A 17,701-nucleotide genomic window follows, 5' to 3' on the forward strand; every position below is an offset into this window, starting at 1 on the left:
GGTGCTCCAGCAGGGTGGTGTTACAGGGGCACGGTGCAGGTGACCGAGGTGCTGCCGCCGCCCGCGAGGTGTTTCGTGCCCTGGATGTCCAGTTTCACGCTGGGCGCGCCCCGGCCCCAGGTGGCGTGGAAGTCCAGTTCTTTCGGTTCGGTCGCCGTCACGGAGTCGTCGATCAGCCAGATCACCTGATGCAGGTCCGGGAGGGTCTGATGCCCGAAGACGCGGATGGCCTGGGCGGTGGGCGTGAACGAGTACGTCAGGGTCGGGCTGGTGAAGGTGTACGCGCCGTCTGCCGCGACGGTCAGGGAGCATGCCGATCCGCTGAGGGTCGTTCCGGTATACGTCCCCGCGAGGCAGCTGCTCGCGGCGGGGTCCGACGAGGTGTTCACGACCGGGCACGCCGCGAGGCGCGTGGTGATCGCGTTTCCCGGTGTGGGGGTGGGCGCGGGGTTCGGTGAGGGACTGGGGGTGCCGCCACACGCGGCGAGCAGGATCGGGAGGGTCAGGACAAGCGGGAGTCGTCGGGACATCAGGTCCTCCGGTTGAAATGAAAGAGGCGTCCGCCGCGGCTGGGCAGACGCCGGCGGTGTGCGGTGATCAGGTGGCGGAACAGGTGCGCAGCATGCACGTCAGGCGGATGCCCGGGTCTGCATTCTGGGGGGCGGTGGTGCTGGCGTGGGCGGCGGTCAGTGGGCTGAACAGCAGCAGGGCTGCGAACGCGATTCGGCGCATGATTCCTCCTTGGGGTGCTTGCAGGCTAGCGTGGTGGCCGTGCGAAATCCCCCGTAGAATTCGTCACATGTCCCGCGTTATCATCGAAGATCCTGCTGTGGTCGAGGTGCTGCTGGACCACGCGAAGTTCCGGCTGTTGATGCCGTTCATGGCCGCCCCGCAGACGATCGCGGCGGCCGCCGAGGTCACGGGCACCCCTCCGACTTCATTGGGGTACTGGGTCAAACGGTTCGTGCGTCTGGGGTTGGTGCGAGAGGTCGGCTCTCAGCGCCCGGCGGTGTTCGAGGCGGTGGCCAGCGAGTTCATTGTGGATCCGTCGCGCGTGATGCCCCTGGAGGAGATGCTGGCCGAGGTGCAGCGGCCCGCCTGGAACCGGATGCTGCAGGGGTACGCCCGGGAGTACCAGCGGCTGTCGCCCGACTGGCTGCTGCACTTTCACGTGACGCCGGATGGCGTGATGACGCGGCGGGAAGTGACCCGTGAGGAACTCGAGCGGCCGGGGGCTCCGGTGGCGCCGCGCCCCTTGGGCGAGTGGGCGCTGCTGCGCCTGTCGCGGGAGGACGCGGCGGCGTTCCGGGAGCGGCTGTCGGGGGTGGTGCAGGAGTTTCTGGGCCGGTCTTCGGAGGACGAGGCGGACAGCGTGTATCTGGTGCACGTGGGGGTGACCCGGGATCCGGTGCACGGGTGATGCGCGGGTGCCGCGCTGTCCGATATACTTTGACTCAGTCTAATTTTTCGTCCGAGTACAGTTAAGCCATTCCGACCGAAGGAGTTGCCCCCTTGCTGCCCCTGATCCACAAACTGCTGTTCTTCGCATTCGCCCTGAGCGCCGGCGGCTTCGGCGCCTGGGGGTTCTACCGCCTCTACCGCCGCGTCGCGCGCGGCGCGCCCGCCAGCGAGAGCCGCACTGGCAATCCCGTCCAGCGCGTGCTGTACGCCATCCGGGTCAGCCTCACCCAGGAGCGCACCTTCCGCCGCCGCACGGTCATCAGCGTGCTGCACTCGTTCATCTTCTACGGCTTCGTGTACTACCTGCTGGTGAACGTCGTGGACGGCCTGGAAGGCTACCTGCCGTTCCACATCTACTCCAAGGACAGCCCGCTGCTCGCCGGGTACAACTTCCTGGCCGACCTGCTCAGCATGCTGGTGCTCGTGGGTGTCATCAGCCTGCTGATCCGCCGCCTGTTCCTGCCCAGCAAGCGCGACTTCCGCTTCACGGACAAGACGCTGCTGCACCCGCTGCTGAAGGCGAACTACATCCTGCGCGACAGCCTGATCGTGTCCTCGTTCATCACCTTCCACGTGGGCAGCCGCGTGCTCGGCAACGCCGCCAAGATGATCGAGGAAGCCCGCAAGCTCGGCGACTACGACGCCTTCCAGCCGTTCAGCAGCGCCCTGGGCCGCCTCCTCTTCAACGGCGCCAGCGAGCAGGCCATCGAGGGCTGGCGCATCTTCGGGTACTGGGGCGCCCTCGGCAGCGTCCTGGCGTTCCTGGCGTACTTCCCGTTCACCAAGCACATCCACATCTTCATGGCCCCGCTGAACTACGCCCTGAAGCGCCCGGTCGGCAGCGGCGTCCTCCCCCCCATGAAGGGCCTGGAGGAAGCCATGGAGGCCGAGGAACCCAAGCTGGGCGTCGAGAAACTCGAGGACCTGGAGTGGCCGCGCCTGCTCGACGCGTACTCCTGCATCCAGTGCAACCGCTGCCAGGACGTCTGCCCGGCCAACGCGACCGGCAAGGCGCTGAGCCCCGCCGCGCTGGAGATCAACAAACGCATGGAACTGAACGTGATCGCGGCGCACCCCAGCCCCTTCACGCTGAAGCCCGCGCCCTTCGAGGGCGGCGCGGCGACCGGGCACCCCCTGCTGGAATTCGCCATCAACGAGGAATCCGTCTGGGCCTGCACCACCTGCGGCGCCTGCATGCAGGTCTGCCCGGTGCAGGACGAGCAGATGCTCGACATCATCGACATCCGCCGCCATCAGGTCATGGTCGCCGGTGAGTTCCCCCCGCAGCTCCAGACCGCCTTCCGCGGCATGGAACGCGCCAGCAACCCCTGGGGCATCAGCCGCGACAAACGTCTCGAATGGGCTGAGGGCCTGAAGGTTCCCACCATCGACGAGAACCCCACCCCGGACGTCATCTACTGGGTGGGCTGCGCCGCCAGCTACGACCCCGGCGCGCAGAAGGTCGCCCGCAGCTTTGTGCAGCTGCTCGACAAGGCCGGCGTGAACTACGCCGTGCTGGGCAAGAAGGAAGCCTGCACGGGCGACAGTGCCCGCCGCGCCGGGAACGAATTCCTGTACCAGACGCTGGCCGCCGAGAACGTCGAGACGCTGAATCAGGTCGCCCCGAAACTGATCGTCGCGACCTGCCCGCACTGCATGAACGCCATCGGCAACGAGTACCGGCAGCTGGGCGGCGACTACCGCACCATTCACCACACCGAGTACCTCGAAACCCTCGTGGCTGCCGGGAAACTCCCACTGACCCAGCTCGCGGAGAACGTCACGTACCACGACCCCTGCTACCTGGGCCGCCACAACGGCGTGTACGACGCGCCCCGCAGCCTCATCACGAAGATGGCGGGCGAGGTGCTGGACCTGGAACGCAGCCGCGAGAACTCCTTCTGCTGCGGCGCCGGCGGCGCGCAGTTCTGGAAGGAAGAGGAAGAAGGCAGTGAGCGCATCAGCGACAACCGCTTCCGTGAACTCCAGGCCCGCCTGGACGACGCGAAAGTGGCCAGCGACGAGTTCGAGCAGACCGGCAAGGTCGTCGCCGTCGGATGCCCGTTCTGCAAGGCCATGATGAACTCCACGCCCGAGAAGCAGAAACGCGACGACATCATCGTCAAGGACGTCGCGGAACTCATGCTGGAAAGCGTGCAGCGCGCCGACGGCACGTGGCAGCAGGCCGCCCCCACCGGCCCCGTGGCGGACGCCACCCCGCTGGAGCAGCCCGAGGTCGTCAGCGCCCCCAACGCGCAGACGCCCATGGAGCGCACGGGCGACCGCCCCGGCGCCGGTGCCCCCGCCGCGGTGGTGGGCGAGACGAGCGCCGCCGTGATCAACGCTCAGCCCGGCAGCCCCGACGCCACCCAGGGCACCCAGCCCGAAGCGCAGGCCGCGCACCCCGAGGCGACCGCCCGCAAGAGCTGGAAACCCAAAACGGCGGGTACGGACGACGTGACGCCCGTTGCCCCGGCGGCCCCCGCTGCCGCCGCACCCACCGACGCCCCGGCCCGCAAGAGCTGGAAGCCCAAAGGCGGGGACGACGCGAGTGCCGCGCCCGTCACGCCCGCCCCTGCCGAGACCGCGGCTGCGGCGCCCACCGCCCCGGCAGCCGATGGTCCGGCCCGCAAGGCCTTGGCACCGAAGGCGAAGGCGGACGACGTGAACCCCGCCCCTGTCGCTCACATCCCAGCCGCCCAGTCGGACGTGATCGACGCGACTCCGGCTCCCAGTACGGAGGCGCCCGCCCGCAAGGCCTGGGCGCCCAAGGCGAAAGCGGAGGCGGCGCCTGCTCCGGCGACCACCGAGCCCATCGAGCCTGCCGGGCCGAGCGAGGTGGCCCCCGCTGCCGGTGAACGGAAGAAATGGGCGCCGAAGGGCCAGCCGGTCAGTGCCGCTCCCATGACCGAGGCAGCCGAGCCGACCACCCAGCCCGCGATGCCCCAGGCCGTGCCCGTTCCTGCCTTGACATCAGAAGCCGCCACGCCTTCTGCGCCCGCCTCGACCGGTGAGCGGAAGAAATGGGCACCGAAAGCCGCGACAGCTCCGACCCCTGCACCCGAAGTGCTGGTCGCCACGCCCGCATCGACCACCATGCCCGCACCCACTGCCACGCCCGCCACCGAACCGAGCACCGAACCCATCACCGAGCACGTCCACCTCGAACAGGTCGGGGAGAACCTGCTCGAGGAAGGACAGCAGGCGACCAGCGAGCCCGGCGCGGGCAGCCGCAAGAAGTGGCAGCCCAAGAAGAAGCCGGAGTAAGGACCGCCGACCGTCGGGCCGCGCTGGGAAACCAGTGCGGCCCGCGGCTGTCCGGGGCCGATGCCTGTCTACACCGAGTGCAAGGTCACGGTAGTATCAGGGAATGACCATTGCGATCGTCACGGATTCCACGTGTGACCTGACGCCTGAGCTGCTCGCGCAGATCGGCGTGACCGGCGTGCCCCTGTACGTGCTGTTCGACGGCAAGATGCACAAGGACGGCCTGGAGATCACCCCGCAGGACATCTTCACGGGCCTCAAGGCGGGCAAGAAGACGCCCAGCACCAGCCAGCCCAGCCCGGCCGAGTTCGCCACCGCGTACTACGCCGCGCTGCAGCATGCCGATCAGGTGCTCAGCATCCACATCAGCGGACAGATGTCCGGCACGGTCGGCAGCGCCCGACTGGCCGCGCAGGAGTTCGGCGACAAGGTCACGGTCGTGGACAGCCGTTCGGTCAGCATGGGCCTGGGGTTGCGGGTCCTGCGCGCGGCGGAACTGGCCCACCAGGGCCTGAGCATGACCGAGATGGTGCGGCAACTGGAAGCCGCGGCCAGCAAGGCGGACATCCGCTTCACGGTGGACACCCTGGATTTCCTGCGCATCAACGGCCGCATCGGCGGCGCGCAGGCGCTGCTGGGCAGCCTGCTGAACATCAAGCCCATCCTGGTGGTCAAGGGCGGCCGCGTTGAATCGGGCGGGCGCGTGCGGGGCCACAAGAAAGCCATGGCCGACCTCGTCGACTACGTGAAGAAGTACGTCGCGCAGCACGGCGGGGCGCGCGTGGCGGTCATGTGCACCCCAGGCGGGGAAGAGTACGTCAAGGAGGTGCGTGCGGGCCTGTCCGGCGTGGCGTTCGAGGATATGGGCGACCATCAGATCGGGGCGGTCGTGGCCACTCACGCCGGGCCGGGCACGGTGGGCGTGACGCTGGAGCCCGTCACGGTCTGAGGTGAGAACCGCGTGTTTCCGGGCCGCCTGGCTGCTCCCGGTGCTCCTGGCAGCCTGCTCGGAGCCTGCTGGGCAGCGCGAGGGCCACGTGATCCTCCGACGCGAGGATCAGTCGGCCCTCGTGCAGGTGGACCCCCTGCGGGACGCTGCGGGCTGCCTGCGGACCGCGCCGCGCGTCGGTCTGGCCCCACCGCCGCCTCATCACCTGAGCGGGCAGCTGGGCTTGTGGGTGGCTCAGGTCGACCCGGTCACCCTGCGGCCCGTCCGGGCGGTCGCCAGCCAGCCAGACCGGGTGTTCCCCCTGGCGAGCACCTACAAACAGGCCGTGCTGTGGGCGCTGCTGCGCGAACTGGACGCCGGGCGGGTCCGGGCGAACGAACGATTTGAGGTTACCCGCCAGAACCAGTCGCTGGGCAGCTACCCGTTCGACGGGTCCAGCCTGCGCACCCTGAGCGAACGCATGATCCGCAACAGTGACAACACCGCCACCGACATCCTGCACCGCCGCGCCGGGCTGGACGCCGTGCAGGACGTGGCTGACCGCCTGGGACTGTGCCGAACGCGACTGATCCTGCCGACGAAGGCCTGGTGGGTCGCGCAGTCGGGCCTGTCCGCCACGTTCAACGGCACCGCCCGCTGGAACGACGCCCGCGGCGAGGAGCAGCGGCGTCTGGCCGCCCTGATCGACCACGACGCCCAGCAGTACCGGGCGGATTACGTGCAGCGCAAGTTGGACGGGTATTTCGACACCCGCGCGGACGACTCGCTGGATTTCCAGGTGTACAACCTGAGTACCCCATACGAGTTCGGCACCCTCGTCGCGCAGGAGTTCCTGAGACCCGATCTGTCCGAGGCGTCCCGCCGCTGGCACCGCGACGTGATGGCCACCGGATTCGGGAAGTCCGCCCTGACCATCACGCATCAGAACCGCGTGGCGTACGTCGGGGCGAAGGGAGGCAACGGCTGGCAGCTGCTGACCTACAGCGGGTACGTGGAAACCACCGATGGGCGGCACCTTGTGTACGTCTTCATGCAGCACGGCGCGGACCAGCCGTACACCATGCCGAACACCCGCCGGGCCTTCGCGTGGATCAACGCGGCGCTGAAAGTGATCCTGGATGGATCGGACGGATCGTCGGCCGTGCAGTGGCTCACCCTGCCCTGACAGCCGGAGTCAGAGGTGGTGAGCGTGTGCCTCAATCCCCCTGAACCGAACGCCGCGAGGACCTGATGAAGTGGGTGGGGTCGAGGGGCGTGTGGTTAGCCCCTCTACAGACCTGAACATCCCGGGGAAATTGACAGGGATCATGTGCTTTGACACTCGATGAAGGGCGTGACCGGTCTCTGTCAAGTCACGCCCTTCAACGGGTGGGGCACCACTCACCGCGGTTTCCAGTTCCACCCCGGGGCCTACAGCACGCCTCAGGGCTCCACCTCCCACCGCTGTCCTTCTCAGGTGCTCGCTCCGCTTGATTCCAAGGCGGGGGAGAGCTGCCTCAACCCCTCTTCTGCGGTCAGGAGCTGAGCTGGTCGGCGCGCGCCAGTTCGGCGGCGATGGCGGCGTCCAGTTGCGGTTGTACCTGTGCCCATGGCTCGTTCAGGCTGGCGCCGGCCGCTGGTACGTGACCGCCGCCGCCCAGGGCCACGGCGATGTTCTGCGCGCTCAGTCCTGCGCGGGAGCGCATGGAGATCTTCACGCGGTCCCCGAAGTCCTTGACCATCACGGCCAGCTGCGAGCCTTCCACGTTCCGGAACATGCCCACGTAATTCTCGACGTCCTCCCAGACGGATCCGGTGCGGTCCAGCATGTCACCGTCCACGCGGACCAGGACCACGCGCCCTTCGTGCATGAACTGCAGGGTGCCCAGCACCTCGCGCAGCAGCGTGTAGTACGTGTGTGGGTTCTGCCCGAGGTGGTCGTTGATCCATCCCAGCCTCGCCCCGGCCGAGCGCAGTTTCGAGGCGGTCTGGAACGCGGCGGGCGTGACGGAATCGAACCGGAATGACCCGGTGTCGGTGATCAGGCCCAGCATCAGGGGCGTGGCGAGGTCCTCGCTCCACTTGGCGCCCAGCAGGTCGACCAGTTCGGCGATCATCGTGGCGGCTGCCGGCTGGGCGGGGTCGACCGCCAGGGCGTCGGCGCGGCGCTGGTTCGTGCCGTGATGATCTACGTTCACGACCGGGCCGGTGAACGTGGACAGGTCGGCGCCCGCCACTCGGGCGTGGTCGTTGTTGTCCACGTCCAGCACGGCGGCCATGGCGCCGGCGGGCCATTCGGTCAGGGCGGGGCTGAGTTCACCGTCGCGCGGCACGAACGTCAGGAAGCGGGGGACGTGCATCGGGGCGATGACCTCGCGGCCCAGCTGACGCAGCGCGCGGGTCAGGCCCAGCACGCTGCCGAGCGCGTCGCCGTCGGGGTTCTCATGGGACAGCACCACGATGGGGCCGGTGTGGTCAAGCAGGGCCCGGGCCACGGCCTGAAGGTCGCTGTGAACAGGTGCGGTGTCGGTCATTCCTGCCACTATAGGGGGTCGCTCGCCCGGTCGACCGGGCGTCACGGGACGCCCGTGTGCCGATCATGTAAGACAGGCACCTTATGCTGAGAGGCGTGTCCCGTCGTTTGAACCTGGCTGCACTCACGGACGACGAGCTTCAACGGCTGGTTGGCCAGGACCGTGCCGTGACGCTGCTGCCCGACCTCAGTCACGCCCGCCTGGAGGGTCGCGCCGTACCCGGGCCGGTGGTCATGGACGGACTCGACCCGCAGCCGCTGGATGAACGCGCCTGGGGCGCCACCCCAGAGCAGTCGCGCGCGCTCAGCGCGTTGCATCAGGACCTGCTGAATAGCGGCGCGCAGGCCCGCGGGACGTTCTACCTGCCGGGCGTGTCTGAGGTCCGCCACCTGCGCGCCTACCTGCTGGAACCCGAGGTCATGGCCGCGCTGCGCTGGAGCGAGACTCCCGAAACGGCCGGGAGTGGCTGGCCGTTCGTGCAGTTCCTGACGTGGCTGCGTGACCGGGCGAGCGGCTTTGCCTGCGTGCTGACCAGCAATGCCCGCCAGCCGTACGCTCCGGCTCTGAACGAGGAGATCGATCTGCACCTGCACCCGGACTGTCCGGTGCCGAATCTGCTGATCACGCACCGCGCGCACGTCCTGCGGCACGGGCGTGGGCAGAAGATCCCGGTGGACGGCGACTGGACTCGCCCGTGGCAGGCCATGCACGCCCTGAACCTGTCGGCGTGGGACCGGCGCGGCCTGCTGCTGCCTGAGTAGGCAGCGGTCTGACTGCACAGCGCCGCGTGAGTCGGCGGGCCGGTGCGGCACAATCGGTCGGATGACGAGCGAGCAGAAGCGGCACGTGGCCTTCGACTGGGGCGGCGTGTTCACGGTGGGAACCTTCGACGGGCGCAGCACACAGAACGTCGCGGACCGCAGCGGCGTTCCGGTGGAGCGCGTGCGGGAATCGTACTTCCGGCACGTCCGGCAGCTGGAGGTCGGCGCCTGGACCCTCCCGCAGTTCTGGACGGTGCTGCAGGAGGAGGCGGGAATTCCCATGCCGTATGGTGACTTCGAGGAGCTGTACCTGGGCAGCATTGCGGACAACGCGCCGATGTACGACACGCTGGCCGCGCTGCCCGCCTATGTGCGCGTGGGGCTGCTGAGCAACAACTACCCGGTAGTCAGTGACCACCTGCGCCGCGACCCGCGCTTCGCGCGGTTCCACCAGCCGGTATTCAGCAATGAACTGGGGCACAAGAAGCCCTCGCCGGAGTCGTTCGCGGCGCTGGAGGCGGCCATGGGCGTCCCGGCGGCGCAGGTGGCGTTCGTGGACGACGTGCAGGAGAACATCGACGCGGCGAACGCCGCTGGGTTCCACGGCATCCTTTACCACCACGATCACCACCCGGCGTTCGAGGCGACGCTGGCGGAGTGGCTGAACGGCTGAGTTTCGTCGTGTCATACGAACTCCGAGTGAATGGTTTGCAAAGCCGTTCAATCCGAGCGGAGCGAGTGGGAGAAAAACGGGTTCCGATCTGTGAGCGAAGCAGACGGAATCCGCATCAGGGGGCGTCCGGTGGTGGCCGGGCGCCTTTTTTCATTCCCCTATCACAGGGTGGTGTACCCGAACTGATGGTGTACTTCCACCTGTCATGGGTACACCACCACTTTCCGGCCAGGCCGCCCGGCACAATGCCCTTACCGAAAGGGACCGCCCACACCGGGCACGCAACACACCCGACTCCCCAGACCCACCACGCTCAGACCAGGCGCGGAGGATCGCCCCTCACACCCCACGGAGGCACCCCATGACCACCAACCCCCGCACGCCCGCCGAGATCCTCGAAAAAACCTGGCAGACCGAGGAGCGCTGGCAGGGCATCAAGCGCAACTACAGCGCCGACGAGGTCGTCAAGCTGCGCGGCAGCCTCCCCATCGAGCACACCCTCGCCAAGCACGGTTCGCAGAAACTGTGGCGCCAGATGAAGGAGATGCCCTTCGTGAACGCCCTGGGCGCCCTGACCGGCAACCAGGCCATGCAGCAGGTCAAGGCCGGCCTGAAAGCCATCTACCTGAGCGGCTGGCAGGTCGCCGGTGACGCCAACAACGCCGGGCAGATGTACCCCGACCAGAGCCTCTACCCCGCCTCCAGCGTGCCCGACGTCGTCAAGCGCATCAACAACACCCTCCGGCGCGCCGACCAGATCCAGCACAGCGAAGGCAAGACCGACATCGACTACTTCGTGCCCATCGTCGCCGACGCGGAAGCTGGCTTCGGCGGCCCCCTGAACGCCTTCGAACTGATGAAGGCCATGATCGAGGCGGGCGCCGCCGGGGTGCACTTCGAGGACCAGCTGGCCAGCGAGAAGAAATGCGGTCACCTGGGCGGCAAGGTGCTCGTGCCCACCAGCCAGTTCATCCGCACCCTGAACGCCGCGCGCCTCGCCGCCGACGTCAGCGGCGTCCCCACCGTCCTGATCGCCCGCACCGACGCCGACGCCGCGAACCTCCTGACGAGCGACATCGACGAGAACGACCGTCCCTTCTGCACCGGCGAACGCACCCCCGAAGGCTTCTACTACGTCAAGCCCGGCATCGACCAGGCCATCAGCCGCGCCCTGGCCTACGCCCCCTACGCCGACGTCATCTGGTGCGAGACCTCTGTGCCCAATCTGGAAGACGCCCGCAAGTTCGCCGAAGCCGTCCACGCGCAGTTCCCCGGCAAGCTCCTGGCGTACAACTGCAGCCCCAGCTTCAACTGGAAGAAGAACCTCGACGACGAGACCATCGCCAAGTACCAGGTCGAACTGGGCAAGATGGGCTACAAGTTCCAGTTCATCACCCTGGCCGGGTTCCACAGTCTGAACATGAGCATGTTCGACCTCGCCTACGGCTACGCCCGCAACCAGATGACCGCCTTCGTGGAACTTCAGGAACGCGAATTCGCCGCCCAGGAACGAGGCTTCACCGCCGTCAAGCACCAGCGCGAAGTCGGGACCGGGTACTTCGACCTGGTCGCCCAGGCCGCCGGGGGCGGGCAGAGCAGCACCACCGCCCTGGCCGGCAGCACGGAAGCCGAGCAGTTCGGCAGCCCCAGGGAACTCGCCGGAGCGCACGACTGAACGCCTGACCATCCACTCCAGTCCCGCAGAGGGACTGCGCCATGACCGCCGACACCGGGAGAGCCCAGACAGGGTTCTCCCGGTCGGCGTTCACCCAACAGTCACACGGGATTAAACTGAATTGATTGCAACGTGAACTCGTTCCGTTGTCCCCTCTCCCCTGTGGGACTCATAGAGCTGCGCAGCAGAGAGGGAGGGAGGAGCGAAGCGACGGACGGGTGAGGGGGCCACCGGGCAACCCTGAATGACTTGGAATCACTTTCATCCCGGATTACACGGCGCGGGTGCTGAAGACCATGACCTCGCTGTGGGCGTCAAGCGGGCCGCCCTGGAAGGACCCGGTCACGCGGGGGCTCTCGAAGCCCGCGAAGCGCAGCAGCCATTCGACCTCGTAGCGGGTGTAGTACCGCTGCGTCAGGGTGTAGTGGCGGCGTTTCAGGGTGCCGTCGGGCGCGGTGGTGTCCACGTGGTACTCGGTGGTGATGTGCTGGCGGGGTTTGTCGTGCCGCTGCACGAGGAACACGTCGGTGCGGCTGCCGTCGGGCGCGTGGAAGGTCTCGCCCTCGTGGCGCAGGGTGTGGGGTTTGCCGAAGCGGGGGACGTACAGGTCGAAGGTGAAGTGCCCGCCCTTTTTCAGGTGCGCGTGGATGTTATGCATGGCCTGCAGCTGCTCGTTGGGCGTGTAGAGGTGCATCAGGGCGTTGAACGGCGCGATGACCGTGTCGAAGCGCTGGTCGAGGCTGAAGGTGCGCGCGTCGCCCTGCACGTACTTCACGGTCAGCCCCTCGCGCTGGGCGCGGTCCTGGGCGCGTTCGATCATGCGCGCGCTGGGTTCCAGGCCCGTGATGTCCACGCCGCGCCGCGCGAGGAACGTCGTGACGCGGCCGGTGCCGGAGCCGATCTCCAGCACCGGGCCGCGCGCCTGTTCGCCCACGCGGGCGTAGTGGTGCAGGTCGTCGCGGTACACGTCGTACTGGTGGTCGTACAGGTCGGCAAACTCGTCGTAGTTCACGCGCCCCAGGGTACGGGATTCACCGCCCGCGCAGGGTGCGCCACACGTCCCGCAGCGTGCCGGGCCGCGCGCCGCGCAGGTCGCGCAGCGGGACGACCTCGAACCCGCGCGAGTGCAGGTCCTCCAGGATGCCGGGCAGGGCCGCCGGGGTGGTGCGGGCGCCGGGTCCGGCGTCGTGCAGGACGATGATCCCGCCGGGGGTCACCTGGCGTGCCACCTCGGCACGAACGGTGTCGGGGGTGGCGTCCGCGGCCCAGTCGCGGGCCTCGACCGTCCAGTGAACGCCGGTCACTCCGGTTGCGTGCTGCCCCAGGACCGTGGCGAGGCTGTACGCACCGTGCGGGGGGCGCTGGAAGCGGGGGCGGGTACCGGTGAGCTGCTCCACCTCGCGCGTGGCCTGTCCTGGATCGCGGAAGGCGACCCAGGGCAGCAGGGTCCAGGCGTGCTGGTGCCGGTGCGCGTGCGGGAGGACCTCGTGGCCCTCGTCGAGCAGACGGCGCAGCAGGTCCGGGTGCTGCCGCCCCAGCGCGGGTAGGATGAAGAACGTCGCCTGGACGCCCGCCGCGCGCAGCGTGTCCAGCACGAGGGAGGTGCTGCGCGGGTCCGGGCCGTCGTCGAAGGTCAGGGCGACCTGCCGCCGCGCCGGGTCCCCGCGCGTGACGATGCCCAGTCCGCCGCGCTGCACGAGCAGGTACGGCAGGCCGATGTACAGGGCCGCGCCCGCCGCGATGCCCGCCAGCCAGCGCCAGGGTCGGGTCACACGCGGCCCAGGCGGCGCAGCAGCACCCGCGCGACCTGCTCGGCGGCGTCCGGGCGGCTGACCTGGCGGGCGGCGCAGGACATCCGCGCCCGCTCGTCGGGGTCCAGGGCCCGCAGCACTGCCGGGCGCAGATCGGTCAACTGCCGCGCCCACAGGGCCGCGCCGTGGCGTTCCAGGTAGTCGGTGTTGTACTCCTCCTGACCGGGGATGGGCGCGTGCACGACGAGGGGCACGCCCAGGGTGGTGGCCTCCGCGACGGTCAGGCCGCCCGCCTTGCCGACCACGAGGTCGGACGCGGCAAGCAGTTCCGGGAAGCTGGTGGTGAAGCCCAGGCGGTGCAGGGTCGCGCCGCCCACCTGCACGACGCCGTGCCCGTCCGCGCCGGCCAGGACGAGCACCTGCACGCGCTGGCCCAGGTTCCCGAGTTCGCGCAGCACCTGCGGCAGCGCGCGGTAACTGCCGGTCCCGCCGCCGGAGATCAGGATCAGGGGCAGTTCGGGGTCCAGGCCGTGCTTCACGCGCAGCGCGGCCCGGTCGGCGCCGATCAGGTCGCGGTACACCCGCGCGATGGGAATGCCCGTGACCTCCACGCGCTCCGGGGGGATGCGCCAGCGGGCGAGCTGCTCGCGGGCCTCCTCGTTCGGAACCATCAGCAGGTCCGCCTCGGCCCGCGCCCAGTGCTGGTGGACGCGGTAGTCGGTGATGACCAGTCCGTTCAGGAACTCGGTGCCGGTGCGGCGGCGGACGTTGTGCGCCAGCGCGACCGGGGTGGGGTAGGAACTGACGACCACTTCGGGGCGGACGTCCAGCACGTCCCGGCGCATGGCGGGGTAGCCCAGCCACCCGAAGGCCTGCGCAGTGGGTGCGCGGTCCGTGTCGGTCAGGTGGTAGAAGGCCTTGTACAGGCCCGGTGCGTGCCGCAGCCACAGGTCGTAGGTTCCGGCAGTGATCACGCGTTCCGGGGTGCTCATGTACTTCAGCAGATCCGCGTGACGGGCGTCCAGTGGCACTCCCAGGTCGCGCAGCGCGGCGTCCAGGGCACCGTTCGCCTGGTGGTGCCCGCTGCCGAACGACGCGGACACGATCAGTGCCCGCAGCGGATCACCCATGCCAGGAGTGGTCACGCGCGCCTCAGCAGGGTCAGGCCCAGTGCCGCGAACAGTACGTTTGCCAGCCACACACCGACCTCCGGCAGGGCGGGCAGCAGCGGGGCGAGAGTCAGGCCCAGGAAGAACAGCAGGTAGTACGCGACGGCCAGCAGGAGTGCCAGCCCCAGCGCGACGCCCAGCGTGCGCCCGTAACGCAGCGCGAACGGCAGGGCGGCCAGCGCCAGCACCAGATTCGCGAAGGGCAACGCCAGCTTGCGGTTCAGGGTGACGCGCGCCGCGTCCCGCTCGGCGGCCTTCACGCCGGGCGCTGTGAGGGCCGTGATCAATTCCGGCCAGCCCTGCGCGTCGGCCCCCACCGCGTCGGCGTACTTCGCGAGGGTCTCCTCACGGCTCAGGCCGGTGTCCACCCGCAGCGTGCTCCCGGACCGAATGGCGGGGAAGGTCTGCGCCACCGTCCCCGGTAGCGTCAGCGGGTCCCGCGCGGCGCCGGGCAGGCGGGCCGCCGGACCGAAGTCCACGCGGAACACCCGGTAGCCCCTCAGGGTCAGCACGCGGTTCTCGAAGGTGGCGCGGTCCGCGAAGGTCAGCGTGCCCAGCCGGGCGTTGCCGGGCTCCCAGCGTTCCAGGCGCACGCCCTGCAACTCCCGCTTGGCGGGGTCGTAGCCGCGCATGAACAGCGTGACACCGTCTCCGAGGTCCACGGTCTTCCCGCTCAGCTGGGACAGGCCCGCGCCGGTCAGCACGTCCCAGTACAGGCCGCGCGTCTCGACGTTCAACCTCGGGGCGACCCACAGGCTCAGCCACACCGACAGCGCCGTGACGAGCAGTGCCACGACGCCCGCTGGGCGCGCCACCTGTCCCAGGCTGATCCCGCCGGACTGCACCGCCACGAGTTCCCGCTCGGTGCTCATGCGGCCGAACGCCACGACGGTCATCAGCACGACCGCCATCGGCAGGACCTTCACCAGCGTGTCGGGCACCTGATACGCGATCCACTGGCCCACCAGCGCCACCGGCACACCTTGAAGCCACTGACTGGAGATGAAGAAGTACCCGAAGCTGAGGATCGCCGTGAACAGCAGCGTCCCCGCCAGCAACGGCGGCAGCAGTTCCAGCGTCACGTAACGGGTCAGGCGGGTCAACAGGGCTCCACGGCAGGCATCGGCGCCAGGGTACCCGCTGGCGCGCCGGGCATGAGAGGATTCAGGCCTTCATTCACCCTTTGGCGATGGCGAACAGGATGGTGGCTTCCGCGGCGACCTCGCCGTCCACCAGCGCGCGGCAGGTGGTCTTGCCCAGCCCGCGGCGCAGGAACTCCAGTTTCGCGTGCAGGTGCAGCTGATCACCGGGGATGACCTTCCGCTTGAAGCGCGCGCCCTCCACGCCCGCGAGATACCCGATCGTACCGGGTTCCAGCTGGCCGTGCAGGCAGAACATGCTGGCCTGCGCCAGCGCCTCGACGATCAGCACGCCGGGCATGACGGGCTCCTGCGGGAAGTGGCCCGGGAAGAACGGTTCGTTCACCGTGACGTTCTTCAGCGCGTGCACCTCACCGTCCTGCACGGACAGCACGCGGTCCACCATCACGAACGGGAAACGGTGCGGCAGGGTCTTGAGGACGTCTTGAATCAGGATGGGTTCCATGGCGGGCCTCCGGGATGCGGCGGGACAATGGTGATGGGAGGGGCTGTGACGGCCACCTCCCATCCGGCGTGAGTGGGGTTCAGCGGCGCAGGTAGTTGTCGCTGCTGACCAGCGAGTCGCCCAGCACCGGGATCATCTCCAGCGCCATGCCCGTACCCACGGCGACGGCCTCGACGGCATTCTCGGCCACGGCGACGGGAATGCCGGTCGTCTGACGCAGCAGCTCGTCGAAGTTGCGCAGCAGGCTGCCGCCGCCGGTCATGACGATCCCGCGGTCGATGATGTCGCTCACCAGTTCCGGCGGGGTGATCTCCAGGACGCGCTTGACGCCCTCGACGATCTTCGTGACGGGTTCGGACAGCGCCTCGACGACGTCGGTGGAGTCCAGGCTGATGGTCTTGGGCAGGCCGTTGATCAGGTCGCGGCCGCGCACTTCCGCCGTGAGGTTCTCGCCGTCGTCGAGCAGCATGGCGGCGCCGACCTTGACCTTGATCTCCTCGGCGGTGCGCTCACCGATGAGCACGTTGTGCTTGCGGCGCACGTAGCGGATGATGCTCTCGTCGAACTCGTTCCCCGCGACGCGCAGCGACTCGCTGACCACGATGCCGCCCAGTGAGATGACCGCCACGTCGGTGCTGCCGCCGCCGATGTCGACGACCATGCTGCCGACCGGCTCGGCAATCTTGAGTCCGGCGCCGATCGCGGCCGCCAGCGGCTCCTCGATCAGGAACGCGCGGCGGGCGTTGCTGGCGATCGCGGCGCGCAGCACCGCGCGTTTTTCCACGTCGCTGACGTTGCTGGGCACGCCGACCATCAGCTGCGGCTTGAAGCCGAACAGGCGGCCGGCTCCGCCCTGCACCTTCTGGAGGAACATGCTGATCATCTTCTCGGTCAGGCCCTCGTCGGCGATGACCCCGTCCTTGATGGGGCGTACGGCGACGATGCCGCCGGGCGTGCGGCCGATCATGCGGTAGGCCTCTTCACCGACGGCCTTGACCTGCTTGCTGTCACGGGCCATGGCGATCACGCTGGGCTCCTGCAGCACCAGGCCGCGGCTCTTGCTGTAAATCAGGAACGTTGCCGTTCCAAGGTCAATTCCGATGTCTTCTGACAGCCTCACACTCGCCTCCGGTACAAAACTTCTTAATCCTAGCATGGCCCATGAGGACCGCCTAAACCCGTCCTCATGGTCAGGGACGCGGTTTCAGGTAGGCGGCGCCTCCCGCGACCACACTGGTGAGCACCATCATCAGCAGCGCCTGATGCAGGCCACTGAGGCTCCCCAAGCCCGCCGCACCGGTCAGGGTGGCCGCGACCACACCGACCGACTGCAGCCACAGCGGACCGTTCGAGGCAAGAGAGGCGAACAGACCGAGGGCCAACAGGGCCAGCGCGCCCGCCGTCAACAGCAGCAGGACACTCAGGAACAGCCGGGCCACCCGGGCCCAGGACACGGAACGGGGAGCGGTCGGGGGGGGCGGCGCGGACATCCGCTGAATTGTAAGGGGGCCTGGCACGGGCCCGGTGAGGGTGGGATCGCGCCGGCCACCCGGCAGGCCCGGCGGGTGGAGGTGGACGCTACACTGCGCGGCGTGAGTCTGCCCGCCCGAGTTCGCGTGACCCGCCCCCCACTGCCCCTGGCGCCTGCCCTGAAGGCCGCCGCGGCCCGCCTGTGCCCCGACGCGCCGGTCAACACCCTGACGGCGGCCGCGCTGGCCATCGCGGGCGGCAGCGTGATCGGCGCGCACCTCCGCTGGGACGGAGGAGAACACGCGAGCGTGGAGACAGGCTGGCGGGGCCGAGGCATCGAGGAAGCCCTCGCGGCCGCACTGGCCTGATCCGGGCGCCCCTCCGACCGGACGGAACCTAACGGGCGT

The 17,701-nt window shown here is 68.9% G+C and carries 18 protein-coding genes; 8 read left to right on the plus strand and 10 right to left on the minus strand.

The window, feature by feature from the left end; genetic code table 11:
- Window positions 1-20: 20 nt before the first annotated feature.
- Both IEY69_RS04030 and IEY69_RS21915 read right to left on the minus strand, forming a co-directional pair.
- The gene (locus IEY69_RS04030; protein ID WP_189071819.1) at window positions 21-530 is read right to left on the minus strand and encodes a hypothetical protein; all 510 of its coding nucleotides are present in this window, start codon (window positions 528-530) and stop codon (window positions 21-23) included.
- Between the two features lie 67 nt (window positions 531-597).
- Window positions 598-732, minus strand: a complete 135-nt coding sequence (locus IEY69_RS21915; RefSeq protein WP_268243844.1) for a hypothetical protein — start codon at window positions 730-732, stop codon at window positions 598-600.
- A gap of 67 nt (window positions 733-799) precedes the next feature.
- On the opposite strand from IEY69_RS21915, the gene IEY69_RS04035 reads away from it, so the two are divergent.
- From IEY69_RS04035 to IEY69_RS04050, 4 genes are all read left to right on the plus strand, one after another.
- Window positions 800-1,420 carry a hypothetical protein gene (locus tag IEY69_RS04035; RefSeq protein WP_189071820.1) on the plus strand — a complete coding sequence of 207 codons (621 nt, stop codon included), beginning with the start codon at window positions 800-802 and terminating at the stop codon, window positions 1,418-1,420.
- Window positions 1,421-1,512: 92 nt separating this feature from the next.
- Window positions 1,513-4,728, plus strand: coding sequence for a heterodisulfide reductase-related iron-sulfur binding cluster (locus IEY69_RS04040; RefSeq protein WP_189071821.1), 3,216 nt, complete (start codon window positions 1,513-1,515; stop codon window positions 4,726-4,728).
- Between the two features lie 103 nt (window positions 4,729-4,831).
- Window positions 4,832-5,677, plus strand: a complete 846-nt coding sequence (locus IEY69_RS04045; protein WP_189071822.1) for a DegV family protein — start codon at window positions 4,832-4,834, stop codon at window positions 5,675-5,677.
- 88 nt (window positions 5,678-5,765) lie between these two features.
- Complete coding sequence (locus tag IEY69_RS04050; RefSeq protein ID WP_373290978.1) at window positions 5,766-6,842, plus strand: serine hydrolase; 1,077 nt, start codon at window positions 5,766-5,768, stop codon at window positions 6,840-6,842.
- 349 nt (window positions 6,843-7,191) lie between these two features.
- On the opposite strand, the gene IEY69_RS04055 is transcribed toward IEY69_RS04050, so the two are convergent.
- Window positions 7,192-8,190 (minus strand): DHH family phosphoesterase, encoded by a 999-nt coding sequence (locus IEY69_RS04055; RefSeq protein WP_189071824.1) that lies wholly within the window; start codon window positions 8,188-8,190, stop codon window positions 7,192-7,194.
- 95 nt (window positions 8,191-8,285) lie between these two features.
- Here IEY69_RS04055 and IEY69_RS04060 point away from each other — a divergent pair, with 95 nt between their 5' ends.
- The 3 genes from IEY69_RS04060 to aceA all read left to right on the plus strand — a co-directional run bounded on the left by IEY69_RS04060 (window position 8,286) and on the right by aceA (window position 11,299).
- Window positions 8,286-8,951 carry a hypothetical protein gene (locus IEY69_RS04060; RefSeq protein WP_229783620.1) on the plus strand — a complete coding sequence of 222 codons (666 nt, stop codon included), beginning with the start codon at window positions 8,286-8,288 and terminating at the stop codon, window positions 8,949-8,951.
- A gap of 61 nt (window positions 8,952-9,012) precedes the next feature.
- Window positions 9,013-9,624, plus strand: a complete 612-nt coding sequence (locus IEY69_RS04065) for an HAD family hydrolase (RefSeq protein WP_189071826.1) — start codon at window positions 9,013-9,015, stop codon at window positions 9,622-9,624.
- Window positions 9,625-9,985: 361 nt separating this feature from the next.
- A complete protein-coding gene (aceA, locus tag IEY69_RS04070) occupies window positions 9,986-11,299 on the plus strand; it encodes an isocitrate lyase (RefSeq protein WP_189071827.1) in 1,314 nt (437 codons plus the stop codon).
- Between the two features lie 271 nt (window positions 11,300-11,570).
- Here the strand turns inward: aceA and IEY69_RS04075 are convergent, their stop codons facing one another.
- The 7 genes from IEY69_RS04075 to IEY69_RS04105 all read right to left on the minus strand — a co-directional run bounded on the left by IEY69_RS04075 (window position 11,571) and on the right by IEY69_RS04105 (window position 17,314).
- Window positions 11,571-12,311, minus strand: a complete 741-nt coding sequence (locus IEY69_RS04075) for a class I SAM-dependent methyltransferase (protein ID WP_189071828.1) — start codon at window positions 12,309-12,311, stop codon at window positions 11,571-11,573.
- Between the two features lie 19 nt (window positions 12,312-12,330).
- Complete coding sequence (locus tag IEY69_RS04080) at window positions 12,331-13,071, minus strand: polysaccharide deacetylase family protein (RefSeq protein WP_189071829.1); 741 nt, start codon at window positions 13,069-13,071, stop codon at window positions 12,331-12,333.
- Window positions 13,068-14,195 carry an MGDG synthase family glycosyltransferase gene (locus IEY69_RS04085; protein ID WP_308425437.1) on the minus strand — a complete coding sequence of 376 codons (1,128 nt, stop codon included), beginning with the start codon at window positions 14,193-14,195 and terminating at the stop codon, window positions 13,068-13,070. The genes IEY69_RS04080 and IEY69_RS04085 overlap by 4 nt, the downstream gene beginning before the upstream one ends.
- Window positions 14,192-15,322 (minus strand): LptF/LptG family permease, encoded by a 1,131-nt coding sequence (locus tag IEY69_RS04090; RefSeq protein WP_189071830.1) that lies wholly within the window; start codon window positions 15,320-15,322, stop codon window positions 14,192-14,194. Before IEY69_RS04090 ends, IEY69_RS04085 begins: the two co-directional genes overlap by 4 nt.
- Before the next feature lie 73 nt (window positions 15,323-15,395).
- The gene (gene fabZ, locus IEY69_RS04095) at window positions 15,396-15,824 is read right to left on the minus strand and encodes a 3-hydroxyacyl-ACP dehydratase FabZ (protein WP_189071831.1); all 429 of its coding nucleotides are present in this window, start codon (window positions 15,822-15,824) and stop codon (window positions 15,396-15,398) included.
- Window positions 15,825-15,903: 79 nt separating this feature from the next.
- Entirely contained in the window at window positions 15,904-16,944 is a 1,041-nt protein-coding gene (locus IEY69_RS04100; RefSeq protein WP_444542395.1) for a rod shape-determining protein, read from the minus strand.
- A 70-nt stretch (window positions 16,945-17,014) separates the two neighbouring features.
- Window positions 17,015-17,314: a hypothetical protein gene (locus tag IEY69_RS04105; protein ID WP_189071833.1), complete on the minus strand. Its 300-nt coding sequence runs from the start codon at window positions 17,312-17,314 to the stop codon at window positions 17,015-17,017.
- 102 nt (window positions 17,315-17,416) lie between these two features.
- Here IEY69_RS04105 and IEY69_RS04110 point away from each other — a divergent pair, with 102 nt between their 5' ends.
- The gene (locus IEY69_RS04110) at window positions 17,417-17,662 is read left to right on the plus strand and encodes a hypothetical protein (protein ID WP_189071834.1); all 246 of its coding nucleotides are present in this window, start codon (window positions 17,417-17,419) and stop codon (window positions 17,660-17,662) included.
- Window positions 17,663-17,701: the final 39 nt, after the last annotated feature.

It is taken from the genome of Deinococcus sedimenti, from assembly GCF_014648135.1.
GTDB lineage: Bacteria > Deinococcota > Deinococci > Deinococcales > Deinococcaceae > Deinococcus > Deinococcus sedimenti.